This is a genomic window from Peribacillus sp. NPDC101480, from assembly GCF_050277335.1.
Classification (GTDB): domain Bacteria; phylum Bacillota; class Bacilli; order Bacillales; family DSM-1321; genus Peribacillus.
Window position 1 is genome coordinate 109,865 of record NZ_JBNNSB010000001.1, and the last position, 18,542, is coordinate 128,406.

Annotated in this window: 14 protein-coding genes, 1 tRNA gene and 1 riboswitch; of the genes, 12 read left to right on the forward strand and 3 right to left on the reverse strand. The window is 39.7% G+C overall.

The annotated features are described in order from the left end of the window. Positions 1–5: 5 nt before the first annotated feature. The 4 genes from ACQKMF_RS00650 (at position 6) to ACQKMF_RS00665 (ending at position 4,376) form a co-directional block, all read left to right on the forward strand. Positions 6–1,304, forward strand: a complete 1,299-nt coding sequence (locus tag ACQKMF_RS00650) for a hypothetical protein (protein WP_427572384.1) — start codon at positions 6–8, stop codon at positions 1,302–1,304. A gap of 175 nt (positions 1,305–1,479) precedes the next feature. After that, positions 1,480–2,667 (forward strand): M20 family metallopeptidase, encoded by a 1,188-nt coding sequence (locus ACQKMF_RS00655; RefSeq protein WP_230178052.1) that lies wholly within the window; start codon positions 1,480–1,482, stop codon positions 2,665–2,667. A gap of 12 nt (positions 2,668–2,679) precedes the next feature. Then, the gene (locus ACQKMF_RS00660) at positions 2,680–2,880 is read left to right on the forward strand and encodes a DUF3311 domain-containing protein (RefSeq protein WP_053344651.1); all 201 of its coding nucleotides are present in this window, start codon (positions 2,680–2,682) and stop codon (positions 2,878–2,880) included. Next, a complete protein-coding gene (locus tag ACQKMF_RS00665) occupies positions 2,877–4,376 on the forward strand; it encodes a sodium:solute symporter family protein (RefSeq protein WP_427571330.1) in 1,500 nt (499 codons plus the stop codon). The genes ACQKMF_RS00660 and ACQKMF_RS00665 overlap by 4 nt, the downstream gene beginning before the upstream one ends. Positions 4,377–4,692: 316 nt before the next feature. On the opposite strand, the gene ACQKMF_RS00670 is transcribed toward ACQKMF_RS00665, so the two are convergent. Together ACQKMF_RS00670 and ACQKMF_RS00675 are read right to left on the reverse strand one after the other, a co-directional pair. Further along, on the reverse strand, positions 4,693–4,821 hold the full coding sequence (locus tag ACQKMF_RS00670; protein ID WP_290370132.1) for a hypothetical protein: 129 nt from the start codon (positions 4,819–4,821) through the stop codon (positions 4,693–4,695). 1,225 nt (positions 4,822–6,046) lie between these two features. Further along, the gene (locus tag ACQKMF_RS00675; RefSeq protein ID WP_402939850.1) at positions 6,047–7,294 is read right to left on the reverse strand and encodes an alpha/beta hydrolase family protein; all 1,248 of its coding nucleotides are present in this window, start codon (positions 7,292–7,294) and stop codon (positions 6,047–6,049) included. 429 nt (positions 7,295–7,723) lie between these two features. Beyond that, positions 7,724–7,889: riboswitch (M-box (ykoK) riboswitch) on the forward strand. Positions 7,890–8,154: 265 nt separating this feature from the next. Between ACQKMF_RS00675 and mgtE the strand changes: the two genes are divergently transcribed. The 5 genes from mgtE (at position 8,155) to ACQKMF_RS00700 (ending at position 13,950) form a co-directional block, all read left to right on the forward strand. Continuing rightward, positions 8,155–9,513 (forward strand): magnesium transporter, encoded by a 1,359-nt coding sequence (gene mgtE / locus ACQKMF_RS00680; RefSeq protein ID WP_402939847.1) that lies wholly within the window; start codon positions 8,155–8,157, stop codon positions 9,511–9,513. Between the two features lie 378 nt (positions 9,514–9,891). Continuing rightward, complete coding sequence (locus ACQKMF_RS00685; protein WP_230178055.1) at positions 9,892–10,920, forward strand: NADP-dependent oxidoreductase; 1,029 nt, start codon at positions 9,892–9,894, stop codon at positions 10,918–10,920. A gap of 240 nt (positions 10,921–11,160) precedes the next feature. Further along, positions 11,161–13,113 (forward strand): FUSC family protein, encoded by a 1,953-nt coding sequence (locus tag ACQKMF_RS00690; protein ID WP_427571334.1) that lies wholly within the window; start codon positions 11,161–11,163, stop codon positions 13,111–13,113. Between the two features lie 159 nt (positions 13,114–13,272). After that, positions 13,273–13,686 (forward strand): YbjN domain-containing protein, encoded by a 414-nt coding sequence (locus tag ACQKMF_RS00695; protein ID WP_063235961.1) that lies wholly within the window; start codon positions 13,273–13,275, stop codon positions 13,684–13,686. Positions 13,687–13,876: 190 nt separating this feature from the next. Next, positions 13,877–13,950 (forward strand) — tRNA-Gly (locus ACQKMF_RS00700). A gap of 1,060 nt (positions 13,951–15,010) precedes the next feature. On the opposite strand, the gene ACQKMF_RS00705 is transcribed toward ACQKMF_RS00700, so the two are convergent. Further along, positions 15,011–15,679, reverse strand: a complete 669-nt coding sequence (locus ACQKMF_RS00705) for a B3/B4 domain-containing protein (RefSeq protein ID WP_402939840.1) — start codon at positions 15,677–15,679, stop codon at positions 15,011–15,013. Between the two features lie 106 nt (positions 15,680–15,785). On the opposite strand from ACQKMF_RS00705, the gene queG reads away from it, so the two are divergent. From queG to trmL, 3 genes are all read left to right on the forward strand, one after another. Then, positions 15,786–16,925 carry a tRNA epoxyqueuosine(34) reductase QueG gene (gene queG, locus ACQKMF_RS00710; protein ID WP_260359169.1) on the forward strand — a complete coding sequence of 380 codons (1,140 nt, stop codon included), beginning with the start codon at positions 15,786–15,788 and terminating at the stop codon, positions 16,923–16,925. A 200-nt stretch (positions 16,926–17,125) separates the two neighbouring features. Beyond that, positions 17,126–17,983: an amidase domain-containing protein gene (locus ACQKMF_RS00715; RefSeq protein WP_101223367.1), complete on the forward strand. Its 858-nt coding sequence runs from the start codon at positions 17,126–17,128 to the stop codon at positions 17,981–17,983. A gap of 67 nt (positions 17,984–18,050) precedes the next feature. Then, the gene (gene trmL, locus ACQKMF_RS00720; RefSeq protein WP_427571337.1) at positions 18,051–18,539 is read left to right on the forward strand and encodes a tRNA (uridine(34)/cytosine(34)/5-carboxymethylaminomethyluridine(34)-2'-O)-methyltransferase TrmL; all 489 of its coding nucleotides are present in this window, start codon (positions 18,051–18,053) and stop codon (positions 18,537–18,539) included. The last annotated feature ends 3 nt before the right edge of the window (positions 18,540–18,542 follow it).

Genomic DNA, 18,542 nt, shown 5'->3' on the forward strand with positions numbered 1-18,542 from the left:
ACTGGATGTATAAAATCGGACTTGTCGGTCTAAAAACTTCTATAGAACAAATTTTAGTTTTGGCAGAAGAATATAAACATGAGTTGGAATTCATCTCATTGCCCTATGTAAAGACCGAAGAGGTGGAGAATATTGTAAAGGAACATGAATCTCACGTACATGCATGGCTTTTTTCTGGTCCACTTCCCTATGAAATTGCAAAAAAAACATTAGGTACAGATAAAATGATGGTCCATGTTCCTGCCACGGAATCAGGTTTTTATAAATCTTTTTTAGAGATGATCTACGAACAAGGGAAAATCATTGAGCATCTAAGTATCGATACTATGTCCTCAAATAATATAAGTGAGGAAGCTTTGTCACAGTTGAATATAAAAACCAAAAAGATTTATACGAAAGTGTTTGAGACAGATGTTGATACGGATGAATTGGTACATTTTCACTTGGATTTATGGAATACGGGAAAGACAGAAGGAGCATTTTCTTGTTTTCCTTCCGTGTGTGAAGCTTTAAGGGAATATGGCATTCCAGCTTACCGAATGTCGATGAGTAAGATGGAAGTGAGGCAAACGCTTCGAATTCTTTCTGAAAAAGTAAAGACTTCCTACTTTAAGGATACACAAATCGGAGTTGAAATCATTGAAGTCGAATATTTTAACAAAGTTGCAGAGGAAATGAAAACTCCTTATCATTTACAATACTTGGAGCTACGGCTAAAAGAAATGTTGATTCAACTTGGAGAAAAAATAAATGGTTCCTTTTCAGAGAAAGGGAATGGAAGATACATGATTTTTAGTTCTCGCGGCGCAATTGAACGAGAAATCATTACCCTCGAAGATACCATTCAAAAATTGGCTTTTGAAGCAGATACAACCGTTGCCGTCGGAATTGGCTTCGGTGAGACTGCCTATTCGGCGGAAATCAATGCTTTTCGTGCTATTCAACATTCAAAAGAGATGAAGAAGCGAGAAATTGTGATTATTCAAGATGATGGAAAAATTATCGAATCACCAGGCAAAAAGAAAGAACTGCAATATGATACCCGTACCCACAATAAACCCCTTATAGAAAAGTTGAAAAACGGAAATATCAGTGTTAAAACGTATAAGAAGATATCGGCTCTTGTTCAAAGAATGGGCTGGAGTGATTTTACTACAAAGGACATAGCGACACATCTTGAGATGACAGAGCGGAATGTACGGCGTATTGTTGCGGATATGTGCGAAGTTGAGTTGGCACAATGCGTTGGTGAAGAGGCTAATGCCACCCGTGGAAGACCGAGTAAAATTTATCAATTATTATGAATTACAGGCACCCATAATTTGGGTGCTTTTTTAGTGTGAAAAAATAGTTTGGAATTTTCAAAAAATATTGTAATAAAGACCGTGTGAGATTATACTCTATTTAAGGAATTTTTTCCTTAAACTATCCTAAATTAAGAAATGTTATGTAAGTTTAATGAAAAAGGAGTTGTAGTGGATGTCTCAAACGATAATGATTCATGATTTGATCGAGGCTGTTAAAGATGAAGTGATTGCTTGGAGAAGATATTTACATAAGTATCCGGAGCTTTCTTTTCAGGAGGAAAAAACAGCACAATTTGTTTATGAAACGCTGCAAACTTTTGGTGAATTGGAAATTTCACGTCCGACAAAAACGAGTATTATGGCCCGTTTGATTGGTCAGCAGCCTGGGAAGGTTATTGCACTGCGGGCAGATATGGATGCGCTTCCAATTGTAGAAGAGAATGATTTTGACTTTGTGTCACAGAATTCAGGAGTTATGCATGCTTGCGGACATGATGGGCATACGGCGATGCTGCTTGGCACAGCAAAAATTCTTACACAGTTAAAGGATCAAATTAAAGGGGAGGTGCGCTTTTTATTTCAACATGCTGAGGAACTGCCGCCCGGTGGAGCTCAAGAAATGGTGAGAGCCGGTGTGCTGGATGGGGTGGATATGATCATTGGATCCCATCTCTTGTCGACTCTTCCTTTAGGGAAAATTAGTTTGGGTTACGGTCCAGTGATGGCTGGAGCTGATACTTTTAACATTACTGTGGTGGGTAAAGGGGGGCACGCCTCACAGCCTGAACTTACCGTCGATCCCATAGCAATTGGAACTCAGGTTGTATCAAATCTCCAGCACATTGTTTCGAGGTATCGAGATGCCCAGGAAGCCCTGGTGATTTCAGTGACTCAGTTCCATGCGGGAAGTGCGATTAATGTTATTCCAAGTAAGGTAAGCATTGGTGGATCAGTTCGCAGCTTCAATCCGGAACTGCGGGAAGAAATCCCGAATTTTATCGAACGGATAGTAAAAGGGATTACTGAAGCGCATGGAGCTACTTATGAATTCGATTATCAGTTTGGTTATGCTCCTACCATTAATGATGAAGAAGTTACCCGGTTGATGGACGAAACGGTCTGTGAAATATTTGGTGAAGAAAGTCGAGAAATTTCAAAGCCAATTATGGGAAGTGAAGACTTCTCTGCTTTTCAAAAAGTAGTTCCGGGATCTTATATTGGAATAGGAGCTCGTAATGAAGAAAAAGGGATTATATATCCTCACCATCATCCCAAATTTACAGTCGATGAACAGGCTCTACAAAATGGGGTGAAGTTATTTGTTCATGGGACTTTAAAAATGTTAAATCTAACTTACTAGGGGGTTAAGAGTTTGAAAAAAATATATTGGCTCGGAATTATCCCGTTTCTTGGCTTTATTGTGGGCGCTTTGTTTACAAATAAAGTAACTCCCTATGTTCTGGGTATGCCATTTTTTCATTTTTGGATTGTACTTTGGTCTGTGCTGACCACAGGTATAATGGGGATTATTTATCTACTCGATCCTGCTAATCAGAAGGGAGATTCAAGATGAACATTGCCGTTTTTTTCATCCTGTTTTTTTTCGTCATTTCCGTTTTGATTGGTATCCAGGCTAAAAAAGGGAAAGAAATGAACTTAGAACAATGGTCAGTTGGAGGTCGCGGAATGGGAGCCCTATTGATTTTCCTCTTATCCGCAGGTGAAATGTATACTACCTTTACCTTTTTAGGTGCAAGCGGATCAGCGTATGGGGACGGAGGTTCCATCTTTAGTATCGTATCATACGGCTGTCTGGCTACAGTCATCTCCTACTGGACATTTCCTGCTATCTGGAGGTATGCAAAGAAACACAAATTAGTTTCCCAATCTGATTTTTTTGTGAAAAAATATCAAAGTCCATATCTTGGTGTGCTTGTTGCTGTAATAGGTGTTATAGCTTGTACCTGCTACTTAGTCCTGCAATTGAAGGGTTTAGGATATATCGTTTCTGCAACATCCTATGGGGTCATTTCTTCTACAGCTGCCATTTGGGTTGGAGCAATTGGTGTTACCATTTTTGTAATGGTTTCCGGTATTCACGGTTCTGCCAGGACAGCTATTTTGAAGGATATTCTGATTCTTGGCGTTGTTGTATTTTTAGGAGTTTATTTCCCACTTCATTATTATGGCGGTCTTCAACCTATGTATGAGGCCGTTGAACAGGCAAAGCCGAACTATACCATACTCCCAGATCAGGGAATGAGCGTTTCATGGTATATTTCGACCGTTGTATTAAGCTCTATTGGATTTTATATGTGGCCGCACGGGTTTTCTCCTATTTATGCTGCCTCTAGCGAGAAAGCACTGCGAAAAAATGCAATCCTAATGCCAATGTACCAATTGATTTTATTGTTTGCTTTTTTTGTCGGGTTTGCAGCGATCTTACAGATGCCTGGATTAAAAGGCGGCGACGCCGACCTTATCTTGCTGCAGCTTTCTAAACAAGAATTTGATCCATGGTTTGTAGGCTTAATCGGTGGTACTGGCGTGTTAGCCGCTCTAGTCCCAAGTTCCATGCTGTTGATGTCTATATCAACATTGCTTGCGAAAAATGTATACAGCGTATTCACTCCATCTGCAACGGAAAATCAAATTGCAAAACTGGTAAAATATTTGGTTCCGCTTATTTCTCTAGTAGGGATTTACTTGACCTTTAAAGGTGGAAACACCCTCTTTAGTCTCGCTTTAATCGCCTATAATTTTATTACACAACTTGCTCCTGCCTTTTTCGCAAGTTTGATGAGAAAGAATTTTGTAACCAAACATGGAGCATTTGCAGGGATAATAACAGGAGGAGTACTAGTTTCCATCATGGAACTGGGGAATATAAAAATTGGACAACTGTTTCCTTATCTTCCTCAAGCAATAAAAGACCTGAATGTGGGTATTATCGCCCTATTTGTTAACATTGTTGTTTTAGTGGTGGTCAGTTTGATGACAAAAAACTTTACTTATACTCATCAAGATACTGATGATTTGGAGACATCAACACTAGAGCAGAAGATCTAATGCAAAAAGAATCAAATAGCTAACGCAACATGATTTTTTACATTCACTTCCGGTATAAATATGTACACGAATTCCTTCCAATTAAAACTTTCCTGGGGTCAGTTTTGCAGCACTCCATATACAGTTTGGAACGCTTTTAAAGAATTGGGCTTTTGGAATCAAAGTTGGTCCAGTGGACACAGGATAATTCAATGATCGCCCTTTTTTGAAGGGGACCTTTGAGAATTGTCCTTTTTAATCTCTTTCTGCCAAATAACTAAGAAGATTATCTGCAAAAAAACAACCGGTCTGAATATGACCGGTTTGTTTCATTTACTTACTCTGATTTAGAGCTCTGATCTTTATTTCTTTTATTTCCTTTGCTGTTGTCCCCGCTAATAGGAGTTTGTCCGTGTAATTGCGGTGAATTTTGGTTACCGCTGCCTTTATTGAACTTTTTTGTCATGTCTCACATCTCCTTTCTTTTTTCAAATACAGTTTGTCCCTTTTTGGTGAACTTATGTTTTTCACTTGTAAGGAACATCCTTATCAAGTGATCTTTTTCATTCACGGCTAGTAAGGTAGCTCGGTAGGAGGATAGATAGAACAATCATTGCCTGTTGAAAAAGGAGCTCAGCTGCATATCGATCTGCATTTCGCCCTTGAGGGATTTTACACAGACAAAGTGTGCAAACTGGCTGTTATGACTGTTGAAAGTTCTAATTATGAAGATGAAATAAAAAATGTTATGGAATGTTTGGGAACTAGAGGGTCTTTTTAACATAAGTTCATACAAGAGGGTTAAATTACATAGTTCTTACTTTATTTTTAATAAGCTTGCAGTAGTGGTTTGTAGCTCTGAAAAAAAGAACAGTATATACAGATAAATGATTTCAAGGATACATGTAGTATTCTTATTTAAAGCATGTATAAGCATCTTCATAGTGATCTTTCCTTTCTTATTGTAATTTCATCAATTATACTAATGATTTTATACAAAATCTTCCTCTTTGTTAGATTACCTGCCATTGTTTTTCTGGATGTAAGTTTTTATTGAAAAAGGATTGTTTACCAGGTGAACCTTCAGGTAAATGATTGAAGTCATTTCTATTACCTCGATAGAATATATTTCACGTGTATTTTAGGAATCCAATAACTGATTTTGGTATGTACTTTATGAAGGATCAGTCGAATATTTGCTTCACAGTTACTAGCGCTTGTACCATAAATTCGATATGAGGGAGCTTTTCTGGTTTCTGCGGGGCAGGGTAGCTCGGAGAAAATATAAAAAACAAAAGGCAGAATTATTCTGCCCTTTGTCTACAGTTTTTTTTTGATTTGTACAATTTGAACGTCGATTTCCTCTCCGGGCACTCGCTTTCCGCGGGCGGTCCGGGAGCCTCCTCGGCTTGCGCCTGCGGGGTCTCCCCTGGACGCGCTTTTCCCGCAGGAGTCTCGCACCTTCCGTTTCAATCTACTTTGTTTTAATTTTTAGATAGAACCCTTTTGTTTTTAACTCATCCAATAAACTATTCAATTCAAATTCTTAATGATCTTAATTTCTTTTAGTAATACAAACACATATGAGATACCCAGGGCTAAGATGATACAACCTAAAAAGAATATTCACCTTAATATTGGGGCACGAGGATCATTTGGGTGATCTTTGCAAACCCGGGGAGACACGACTCTTAATTGTTATTTTTACTGGTAAAGTCATTTTTGTTTAAAAATTCTATGATTCCATTAATTAAACCAGTGGATAGTGGTAGTTCAGGATTTGTATAGGTTGCTAAATTTCCCGCTCGATCTGCAGGGGCTTCTTTCAATACATGATTCATCTTTTCGAGTATAAGTAATTCAGAATCGCTTTTTTCCGTATGTAACGCTTTTGCGTTAGTTGCCGGCACTTGAATGTCTCTATTGCCGTTTACGATCAGAACAGGGATATTCAGTTCCTTTACTGATTCTATCGGGTTATATTGAATCCAAGAAATCATGTAAGGTTGAACAGAAGGGCGGAATACATTCTGCAAATCTGCACTGACAGTCTCGACTTGTTTTCCTTGTTTAAGCTTTGCCAGTATATCTTTCGATTCCGTTAATAACTTCGGTGTCAGTTGCTCTTCAAGCTGTTTGATGAGTACCTGGTCAATAGGTTCGCCTGGACCTGCCAATGAAATGAATATGTCTGTTTCTGTTTTCTTAGCTGCTTCCATTCCTATTAAAGAGCCTTCGCTATGGCCGATGATGCCGACTTTGGAAAAACGGCCATCCTTTTTGGCAAATTGAATCCAGGCAGCTGCATCATCAATATACTGTTCAAATCTCAGGTCCGCTTCTCTTCCTGCCAATTGCATATTTTCACCAATTCCGCGCTTATCATATCTAATGCTTGCGATACCTTTTTCTGCAAGACTCTCGGCTAACATTTTCAAACTATTATTTTTTCCCGGATTTCCAATGGTGTTACCATCTTTATCGGTCGGACCAGAACCCGCAATTAAAATCATCACAGGAAAAGGCCCTTCATTTTTTGGTGTTTCTAAAAGGCCTTTAATGGTTCCGTTCTTTAAGTCGGCCTGCACGATTTCACCTGATTCTTTTTCTTCAACTGCCTGATCGGAGTTCTTGACCAATTCAAAGGGGAACTTTTGCCCTTTTTGAACAAATGTTCCTGAAATCCTTTTCTGATCTACTTTACCATCAAACGTTATTTGCTGATTTTGGATCTTCATATCAAAAAACAAGTCTGATTTACTTAACTTTACACTTGTTAAGGGGAATTCGTTCAACCCTTGTACAGGAATACTTATGGTTCCACCTTTCTTCGTAAAATGAACAATGATTGGAAGTGGTTGATTTGGAATTTTAATATCTCCCTCCCATCTGCCTTCAATAGCTTTCAATGAGCTCACTTCCTTTGAATTCTCTTCCACCTGTACCGCCTCCTTGGTTCTGCAACCTACCATTAATACAAAAGTACTTACGAAAATACATATAATCGTCAAAAGTTTTTTCATTCGAGCGATTTCCTTTCTAAAGTAATTAGAGATAAAAACAATTTCATGTAACGTTTTTTTGTTTCAGACATTCATATCCGTCTTCATTATAAGTAAGTTTTAATATCAAATTCCAATATTTTCCCTTGTGGTTGCGTTTATTTTTCCATTGTCCCTTTTTAAATAAGGTGGCAATTGTGGAGGGATTTTTTAATTAAGAGAACAGACCGTCTTAATCGAGAGCGCCTAAGTCGGTGCTGTTTTCACGTTACCTTTTTAAATGTCGGGATATTAGGTCAAAATTAGAATTATTTGAATCAAACATTGACATCTAAAAGAAACTCTTTTAGAGTGGATGTGTAAATTAAATATCCTCGTTAGGTGAGGCTCCTGTGTAGGAGATACGCTACTGCCCAAAAATGTCGAAAGACGCCAATGGGTCAACAGAAACCATCGACATAAGGTGGTTTTTAATGTAGCTGGCTTTGTCCTATGCCACACAGTGCTAAAGCTCTACGAATGGAGGAACTGGATTTATGCTTGTATTTGTCATTCAGTCTTATACGACTGTTGTATTTGTCATCCAGACAATGTACGCATATATACCGTATTTAACACCTTCATTTGTAATGGAGGTTTTTTTATTTTTTTCCTGGGGGTGAGGAATTTGGATAACTATTCACGTCGACATACACGTGAATGAAAACAAGATTTTGGAAGGGGAATAAATATTTTTTTTACTCTTAGTATTTAAGGGAAATATTTTTTTGCTCCCCTAAAAAGGAGTGAGTGACAAGATGAAAAAAGTCCTGACCGAAGATCAAATGACTTTACAAATCATAAAAGTTTTAAAAGAAGGAAAAAAGAATGAATTTTTAGCAATATTAGAAGAACTCCAACCTTATGACATTGCGCGAATTTTTGAGGGGCTACCAGAAAAACACCATACACGTTTCCTGTTGTTACTTGATTCAGAACAAATCGCTGAACTGATTCAAGAAGTTGAGAAAGTGCATCAATTAAAAATCCTTAGTAAATTAGGAATAGAGAAATCCGGTCATGTAATGGATCTAATGGATAATGATGATCTAGCTTCATTGTTAGAGGACCTATCCCCTGAAAAAATTGAAGAACTTCTTTCAGGCATGAAACAAGAAGAATCAAAAATCGTTCAAAACATCATGAATTATCCCCCTGAAACGGCCGGGCGAATAATGACAAACCGTTTTGTCTGGATCCCCCAACATTATACAGTTCGTGAATCAGTTGAAAAACTGAAAATCTTTGCGGAGTTTTCGGAAACGATCAATTATCTTTATGTAATAGATAATGATAAAAAATTAGTAGGTGTTGTCTCATATCGGGATTTAATAATAAATGATGAATCTGAAAAAATTCAAGATATTATGTATAGCCGGGTTATCTCGGTTACTGCTTATGAAGACCAAGAAGAGGTAGCTCGTGTTATTGAGCGATATGATTTTTTAGCAATTCCTGTAGTTGAAAAAAATAATGAGTTATTAGGAATTGTAACCGTCGATGATATTATTGATGTTGTCATTAAGGAAGCGAATGAAGATATTGAAAAATTATCGGCATCCGGTAAAGCTATAGACTTTGATACGAAGGCGCACGTGGCCGCATATCGTCGGCTTCCCTGGCTTATTCTACTTTTATTTATCGGATTGGTGTCTGGAACCATTATAAGCGGTTTTGAAGAAACATTGTCCAAAGTTGTTGCACTTGCCTTCTTTATGCCGATGATCGCAGGGATGACTGGAAATACAGGTACACAATCTTTAGCTGTTGTTGTAAGGGGCCTAATCACTAGTGATACTGATAAAGGAGTCGTGACCAGACTTATTATACGGGAATTGAAAGTTGGATTGATAATAGGCGTTACCTGTGGAATATTGATTTCCATCATAGCTTATGTTTGGCAGGGAAATCCCGTTCTGGGATTAGTGGTTGGAAGTTCGTTAGTGATGACCCTAATTATCGGAACTTTAGCTGGGACCATTATTCCTTTGATATTATATAAATTCAACATCGATCCTGCAGTTGCTTCTGGTCCGCTAATTACAACACTAAATGATATCCTCTCGTTACTTATTTACTTTGGAATTGCCACGATGTTTATTTCAAAATTGATGTAGACTATCCATTAAGCTAGTAGTTTTTTCATGGGCGAACATAGTCTCAATGATTGCAGTACAAACTGTCCAGGCTGATTTTTTAAATCGGGATAGTGCGGAGGTTGATCATCTGCCAAGCAGACAATAAAAATAGAGTTTTAAGCTGCGGCCTTTTCTCGGTATCCAATCGGGGAAAGGCCGTTAAATTTTTCTGGGAGTGAACCGTATATTGAAATGAAAAACATGGGACATAATAGGCTGTAGCAAGTTTGGGGTTTATAGGAAAGACTACATAAGAGTGTTATGGAAGCAAAAACCAATCATATTCTTTGACCTATAAACTTCATCAGTGATACGCTTCTTTTCGAAATTACGTATTCAAACCAAGGAGGAACAATGATGACACAAACTAAACAACAAATAATCACCCTGGCAAACCGTCCAAAAGGTATGCCATCGAAAGGGGATTTCAACTTTGTTGAGAGTGAAGTTCCCACACCAAAGGATAATGAGATTTTAGTACGTACACTATATTTATCTGTCGATCCATATATGCGTGGCAGAATGCAAGATACCAAATCATATATTGCTCCATTTGAATTGAATAAGGTCATCACTGGCGGCGTTGTTGCTGAAGTTGTTGAGTCCAAATCGAATTCCTTCAAACAAGGGGATGTCGTTGTTGGGAATATCGACTGGGCAGAATACACAGTTGTCACCGAAAAAGAAATCCGCGTGATTGATCCCAAGGTGGCTCCGGTCACAACTCATTTAGGGATTCTTGGAATGACCGGTTTAACTGCTTACTTTGGTTTGCTTGATATTGGTAAACCTCAAGAAGGTGAAACGGTAGTCGTTTCAGGAGCGGCTGGAGCAGTTGGTTCAGTAGTCGGACAAATTGCTAAGATTAAAGGTGCGAAGGTTGTTGGCATCGCTGGTTCAGATGAAAAACTTGAGTATTTAACGAAAGAGCTGGGATTTGATGGAGCCGTAAATTATAAAAGTGATAGTTTTGCGACAGATTTAGCTAATGCTGTTCCCGATGGAGTCGATGTTTATTTCGATAATGTGGGCGGCGAGGTGTCCGATGCTGTTTTCACACTTTTGAATGCGAATGCCCGAATACCATTATGCGGAGCGATTTCCTCGTATAACGCAGAAGGAAAAGATCTAGGACCGCGTCTGCAATCGGCGATGATCAAAACGAGTGCACTAATGAAAGGTTTCACAGTTGGAAATTATGCCTCTAGATTCCAAGAGGGTGCTACGGATTTAGGTAAGTGGCTTCAAGAAGGAAAGCTGAAGTATGAAGAAACGATTATTGAAGGGTTCGAAAACACGCCTGATGCATTTTTAGGCTTGTTTAAAGGAACGAACCTCGGTAAGCAGCTTGTAAAAGTTGCGGAGCCTGAATTCGCTCAACTATAAGTTTTCTGGAAATAAAGCTGAGGAAGGTCCTTTGTTGGGATTTTTAAGCAGCTTATGACAAAAGCGGCCTTTTTTCGATTTAAATCGGGGAAAGGCCGTTTTCTTTCAAGTTATATGATCCTTCATTACCTTAAGTGGTATCTTTTGATCCATATGAAGGATATTAATTATGAGAAGTCACTTCATCAGACATAGCATTCACTACAGAGTTGGAATCTTTAATGAAAGGATAAATTGAAAATGAGTGAAAATAAGCAAAGGTCCTCTTCGGAATCTCTGAAATTGGATACGATACATACGACATTTAAACAGGCTTTTGAAATAAAAAAGATTCCATTTCCTTGGATAAAAGCACTAAGTGCAGGTATAGCTGCTGCACTACCTGTTTTCATTGGCTTATTATTCGGAAATTTATCGTACGGTTTACTTGCAGGGATAGGAGGTTTCGCTTATTTATACGTGTTTAACCAACCGTATCGCCAAAGAGCTAAAAAGATTTTCTTTGTGATGGTGGGTCTTGCTTTATCTGTTGTTTTAGGGACGCTTTTGGCTCCATACCAATTAGGAACAGCCATAATGATGGGTATCATCGGGGCCAGTGTTTTTTTTGTATTTGGTGCATTAAAGATAACCGGTCCTTCGGCGGTATTTTTCGTCTTGAGCTTTGCGCTTGCGACAGGTATGCCCGTTGAACAAAGTCTTGCCCCATTGCGTGGTGGCCTCGTTTTAATAGGTGGGGCACTATCATGGATAATCTGTATGTTAGGCTGGTTTTTCAACCCTCATGGACCAGAATCGCTTGCGGTAGAAAAGGTGTACAGAGAATTGGGGGCATTCTTTGATTCCATGGGCACCGAGACATTCAATAAAGCAAGACAAAGAACCGTATTGGCGATGAAACACGCTGAAGATACACTGTTAGCGGGGGTTTCAAACAGGCGAAGTCCAGATGAGTTGAAGCGATTATATCTATTGAATGAACATGCCAATGCCATATTCTTGGAGGCTCTGGAGATTACCTTGAACAAAAAGATCGTGATGCCGCCAGAATTAGGTCATTCCGTTCGTGCCTTGGCCGGTTCCATTGCATCTGGAAAAAAGAATAAAAAAAAGATCCTTCAACCTGACCAAATGACTGATGAGGTGGAAGCGTTATTCATGATGATATACAATGCAGATGCCATCATGAATGAACCTGTACAAAAAATCGATCAAGCAGCAACCATCTCCAAGCCTTCTTTAAAGACCATTTTTCTTGGGGCGTTCGATAAGAATTCCATTGTTTTCCTCTCTTCCATTCGATATGGAACAATCCTTACCATTGCGGCGATCATCGCCTATTCCGCCGATTTTAACCGTTCGTACTGGATTCCCTTATCCTGTGCTGCCGTTATGTCGGGTCCGACCATCATCTCCACATTCCATCGGGCGGTCCAAAGGACTTTCGGGACGGTCATCGGACTCCTGATAGCAAGTTTAATTCTAGCAGCCGTTCATAACGAGTTCATCATCGTTCTGATCATTTTATCTTTGACATTCATTACAGAGCTTTTCATCGTTCGGAATTATGGATTGGCGGCGATGTTTTTTACCCCTTCAGCATTGATCATGGCGGAATATTCATCTCAAAGCTATGATTTCGGTTTTTTTGCGACTGTAAGGATAACCGATATTGTCGTTGGTAGCTTGATAGGGCTTATTGGGACGCTGTTACTCGGAAGTCGTTCGGCATCCAGTCTTCTCAATCATTTAATAGCCAAAACGATTCGTAGCCAGGGGCAGCTATTATTGATGGCGTTCTCTGAAAAAGATAATGACCTTGCAATTGATGAAAGCAGTGAAAGGAACAAAATGCAAACAAATATGGTGAATCTATTAACCGTCTACAATGCATCCCTTGGTGAGATATTCAAAAACAAGGCTAGATTGGAATCTCTTTGGCCCGTTATATTTTCGATAGAACAGTTGGGATATTATCTAAATGCCAGCTTAAAATCCTCTGAACGGCCAATCCTTTCAGAGCGGGAGCTTGCTCAGTTGCTGTATGTTTTCGAAAACATGGCGATAGCGGCCGATAAAAGTCGATCACATACGAATAAAGAAGTGCCAGAAATAGAAGGATATTCAAAAATCCGTCAGGAAATTTTGGACCTACAAGATGCGCTTCAGTTTTCCGGAGAAGCAACTGGCTAATCAATCTATTGATCCGGGAGATCATATTTGAATCCCTTTCTTTAAATGAGTGATTCTTCGCCCCTATTAATAGGATGAAATTGGAAGGTTTATAGAAAAGTCTGTAAAAATGCCAGTTTTCATTATAAAATGTAATTACAAAGAGAAAGGTGATGAACCATGTCAAACGTTGCTAAATTTCGTGATTTTTTAACTAGTGAGAAAATCTATATGAATGAGTTGAATGAAGATGGCACCACCTTTTTTAGGGCTGAGCAAAAGTTAAAGGACGGCTGGAAGGTCCTTTTAGTATTTGCTTTCAATCAAGATGAAAATGTGGCGGACTTATTTTGCTTTAATGTCGCCGAGTTGAAGAATCCTGAAAAGAAACAGGATGTACATACACTGTTGAATGAATATAATGCTAATTTTAGGTATTCTAAGCTGTATGAGGAAAATGGGACCATTTCCATTCGGTATTCATACTCCATTGAGGGGGACATCGTACCGGATCTGGCGTTCAGGAAGTTAATCATGCTGCTTGAAACGGCACAGCAGGTTTATCCGCGGTTAATGGAAGTCATTTGGTCTTAGATCATCATATAGGATGAAAAAGTTCTCTGATTCAGAGGACTTTTTAACATTTTTACTAGAGTGAATGAATATATTAACGTTACAATACGTTAATTATTAATTTTTTTTAAAAGAACTATTGCATTTTTTCACATTAAACTATATAATTAATTTTGTTGATTGGTAATTCGACAAACTTCTACAAGAATATGCGGGTGTAGTTTAGTGGTAAAACCTCAGCCTTCCAAGCTGATGATGAGGGTTCGATTCCCTTCACCCGCTCCAATACATACTCATAACGTAGGGTTTCGTTACCTGGAGAACGAAGCTTTGCGTTTAAATATTATTACAAGAATTCTACTGTTTACAGTGGGATTTTTTTTATTGTTCAAATTGCCTGCAGTAAGTATGTTATGCCCGAAAAATTTTTATATTATCCTCCATCCTGGAGAGTGGGGATTTCGATTCAGCACTAACTTAGTCAATGTGATTAACTACGTAAGTAGAATCAGTTTGACTAAGTGTGTGCTTTTTTTTGTCCAAACTTGCAAGTTATGTAGTTTAGGTCTGTTTAGACACTGTTAATGGGGAAGAGCAAGGTGTGCGGATATGTAATAACCATTGTTATGGTTGCAGTTTGGCGACAAAAAGGGATTGGGAGTCGGAATAGTGAGGTGTAGGTTGAAACAAAAGTGCTCCGGCTGAAAACAGCAAAAACATTTTTTTGGATAAAATTGTAGGCAATCTCGCTCTTTGTTTTTTTATTGTTTTATGAAACCCTCACTGGTTCGAAGAAATTTGCGACACTCCTGCCGAATAACTGGCTAGTCGAGACCCCACAGGCGCTTGCTTTGATGAGGCTTGGCAGACAGTCGGCGGAAAGGGAGCGGGTTTCTGGAATCACTGGAATGTAATTTAAGAAAAGTCCGTAGGCTAGACTCATCCCGAACCAAGTTTAAGACTAGGTGATCCTTGATGTTGTTTTACTGTAATCCTTAATGGATGGAAGAAATTTGCGACACTCCTGCCGAATAACTGGCTAGTCGAGACCCCACAGGCGCTTGCGCCGAGGAGGCTTGGCAGACAGTCGGCGGAAAGGGAGCGGATTTCTGGAACCAACTGGAATGTAATTTAAGAAAAGTCCGTAGGCTAGACTCATCCCGAACCAAATTTAAGCTAGGTGATCCTTTATGCTCTTAAAATCCAGGAATCATTTTATCGCTTTTTTCAGGGTATGGATCGATCGGTTGAATAAAAGGATACTAGAGGACTGGTTTTATTAATTGGAAAAATCATAAAAACCCCTTCCGATTGTGGAAAGGGTTTAATTTCGTTCGAATTTTAATTATCCTTCTACAATCGAGTAAGTCCCTTCACCACCATGGATTTCAAGGAACATGTCCATCAGGGATTTCGTCAGCTGATCTGCTTCCGTGATTGGAGTATTGGGTTGTAAATAAATGATTTGGATAGCTTTTTTCGTTTCTTCGGTGACTTTCGTGCGTTCTGAATCAACGTAAGGACTTCCGAATGCGCCCACATGATCGGCAGATGTAATCATATTCTCCATGGAATTCAAGCGGCCGTTCAAACCTTCATAACCATCTGACTCCTCGCCGATCTTAATCGAGATGTCCCCTGATAATTTTTCCGCATCATAAATGCCAATCGGAACTTCATATAACAGCGAGAAGAAGTTATTTAAATCGATGGCTGAGTGAATGGGTGTCAAGTAATTCTGTTTTTTTACTCGACGGTAAAGGGCTTCCACGGAGGGGCGGTACCGTGACGGATTTGTTCCAGTAGCCTTGAAAATCTCCCGCCACACTTTAATGCCGGAAAAGTCGGCCAATTCCTTTTCTTCAAGATCGAAGAAAAGAGCTTCCTGAAATAATTGAAGTCTTCCTTTCACCATTTGCGGGGAGGGACCTACTTCGATGTTTTCATATGTAATGATCCCAACTTTGAATTGAGGGATTTTACTGCTAAGATTAGCTGATACGGTAATTTCCAACGGTTTCACCTCCAAAAATGATTGCAATTAGTTTATCATAGATAGCAATGGTTTGAAAAAGATTCAAGCTTTCAATGGGAATACTGAATGAACGTAGGTGATTAATATGGATATGAACACATTCAAGCAAGAAGTGATTATATATAGTAAGGAAATCGGCATCGATAAAATCGGCTTTACATCGGCCACGGCCTTTACCGAATTGAAAGGTCGGTTGATACGTCAACAGGAGCTGGATTATCAGTCAGGGTTTGAAGAAGCCGATATAGATAAAAGGGTAAGGCCTGAATTGATATTCGATAAACCGCAATCCATCATTTCGATTGCGCTTGCTTATCCTTCTAAATTGAAGGATGCTCCGCAAAGTACAAAAAGTGAGCGCCGGGGGATTTTTTGCCGGGCGTCTTGGGGAACGGATTATCATACCGTTCTTCGTAATAAATTGCAGTTACTTGAGGATTTCATCAGTGATAAGGTGCCAGGAGCAATGATGAAGTCCATGGTTGATACGGGCGAGTTATCTGATAGGGCAGTGGCTGAGCGTGCAGGTATTGGCTGGAGTGCAAAAAACAGTATGATCATCACACCGGAATTCGGGTCTTATGTATACTTGGGAGACATGATAACCAACCTGCCATTTGAACCGGATCAACCGATGGAAGATCAATGCGGGACATGCAATAAATGTGTCGATGTTTGCCCGACTGGAGCGCTCGTTCAGGGCGGGCAGCTAAATTCCAAGCGTTGCATTGCGTTCTTGACGCAGACAAAAGGTTTCCTTCCGGATGAGTTCAGGACGAAAATAGGCAATCGTTTGTATGGATGTGATACATGCCAGACCGTTTGTCCGAAAAACAAAGGAATGGATTTTCATTTTCATGAAGAGATGGAACCCGACCCGGAGCTGGCGAAACCTCTGTTAAAACCGCTGCTTACGATTTCGAATAGGGACTTCAAAGAGACATACGGCCATGTATCTGGCTCTTGGCGCGGTAAAAAACCAATCCAACGAAATGCCATTTTAGCATTGGCCCATTTCAAAGATGAAACGGCATTGCCTCAATTGATACAGGTCATGAAGGATGATCCGCGGCCTGTCATCAGGGGGACGGCGGCCTGGGCAGTTGGGAAAATTGGCCGGGAGCAGGCTGTTTCCGCATTGGAAGATGCAAGAATGAAGGAAACGGATGAAGAGGTATTGGCGGAAATTGAGAAAGGACTGCAGTTTACCTTGGAAACTAAATGATATCTAAAATGCAGCCGCCCGGTAAATATTAACGGGGCGGCTTTTTTGGCTTAGAATATTCCGTTACCTTCAAGGAAACCTTTTTAAAAGTATCATTATATATATATAAAGTTGAAACTCCCACATTTTATGAAATTGTGTTTTTGTCCATGCCCTCATACATACACATTAGCATAGATGGTAAGAAGGAGGGCATGAACTTGAGGGAACAATTGCAACGCCTTTTACAAGAAAGAGTGGAGTTTTATACTTCCGATGATCTGGAACGGGGTGAAAGGAAGTTACATTTGAAGAAGGAAATGATGAGAAACCGTGCTGCGGAAATTGTTCGGGTGAATGCGGCAGGCAAGGTACATTCAAAGAGAAAGGAAGACAATGATACAGTTCTGACATATCACGTGCACCTGCAATATTTATTGAAACAGGAGGATTCATTTTATATAGAAGAAGAAATGGAGGAAAGGGAGGCCCGGTTTCGAAATGGTTATATAGTGGATGAAAGTGAGCTGATTCCGAGCTTTGAAACCGAAGGGGCACCGCCAAAATGTGATCCAGGCGCAGAGCGTCTCGCATATAAATATGATCGGATGAAGGCTGTCCAATATGCCGAGCGTTGGTGGAACGAATTCAATCCCGCTTATCATAAATTCACTGATGATTGTACGAATTTCATTTCACAATGCTTACATGCAGGAGGAATACCGATGTGGGGGGCCCCAAATAAAAGTAAGGGCTGGTGGATAAGAGGGAAAAGCTGGAGTTATACATGGACGACGGCCCATTCTTTATATCATCTGCTTAAAGCCGGGAATGCCATCAGGACAAAGCAGGTCGAGTCGGCCAAGGAATTGAATTTGGGAGATATCCTTTGTATAGATTTCGAAGGGGACGGACGGTTTGATCATAACTTGATCGTAACGGCGAAGGATCAGGACGGGATGCCGCTAGTGAATGCACATACGATGAACAGCCGTCACCGGTATTGGACATATGAGGATTCAACGAGATACACACCGAACATCGTTTATAAATTTTTTGTGATTTTGGATGGAGGGTGATTGGTTTTTAGTCTTTTTTGTTTAATGCTATAATTAAGGTGAAGTTCAAACTAGAGGTGAAAATGAAGTGTCAATACATGTAGTTTTATATCAACCACAGATTCCAGCAAATACAGGAAATATCGCAAGAACATGTGCAGGGACGGATACGTCTTTACATCTCATTCGCCCGCTCGGTTTCTCGACGGATGACAAACAGCTCAAACGGGCCGGGCTCGATTACTGGGAGAATGTAAAGATCCATTATTATGATTCGTTAGAAGAGTTTTTTGAAAAAAATGCCGGCGGTGAATTTTATTACTTGACGAAATTCGGGGAGCAGCCGCATTCCTGCTTCGATTACAGTGATCAAGACAGTGAGATATTCTTCATTTTTGGCCGTGAAACGACGGGGCTCCCGAAGGATCTGATCCAAGAAAATATGGATCGGTGCCTGCGGATTCCAATGACGGATAAAGTACGTTCACTTAATCTGTCGAACACGGCTGCCATCTTGGTTTATGAAGCACTTAGACAGCAAAATTACCGTGAATTGGATTTGAAAACAAAAGGTTGAGTT

Bases quoted from the DNA above. Each gene is read 5' to 3' on its own strand.
- ACQKMF_RS00650 (WP_427572384.1), top strand. From the start codon at position 6: ATGTATAAAATCGGACTTGTCGGTCTAAAAACTTCTATAGAACAAATT.
- ACQKMF_RS00655 (WP_230178052.1), top strand. From the start codon at position 1,480: ATGTCTCAAACGATAATGATTCATGATTTGATCGAGGCTGTTAAAGAT.
- ACQKMF_RS00665 (WP_427571330.1), top strand. From the start codon at position 2,877: ATGAACATTGCCGTTTTTTTCATCCTGTTTTTTTTCGTCATTTCCGTT.
- ACQKMF_RS00670 (WP_290370132.1), bottom strand. From the start codon at position 4,821: ATGACAAAAAAGTTCAATAAAGGCAGCGGTAACCAAAATTCACCGCAA.
- mgtE (WP_402939847.1), top strand. From the start codon at position 8,155: ATGAAAAAAGTCCTGACCGAAGATCAAATGACTTTACAAATCATAAAA.
- ACQKMF_RS00685 (WP_230178055.1), top strand. From the start codon at position 9,892: ATGACACAAACTAAACAACAAATAATCACCCTGGCAAACCGTCCAAAA.
- ACQKMF_RS00690 (WP_427571334.1), top strand. From the start codon at position 11,161: ATGAGTGAAAATAAGCAAAGGTCCTCTTCGGAATCTCTGAAATTGGAT.
- ACQKMF_RS00695 (WP_063235961.1), top strand. From the start codon at position 13,273: ATGTCAAACGTTGCTAAATTTCGTGATTTTTTAACTAGTGAGAAAATC.
- queG (WP_260359169.1), top strand. From the start codon at position 15,786: ATGGATATGAACACATTCAAGCAAGAAGTGATTATATATAGTAAGGAA.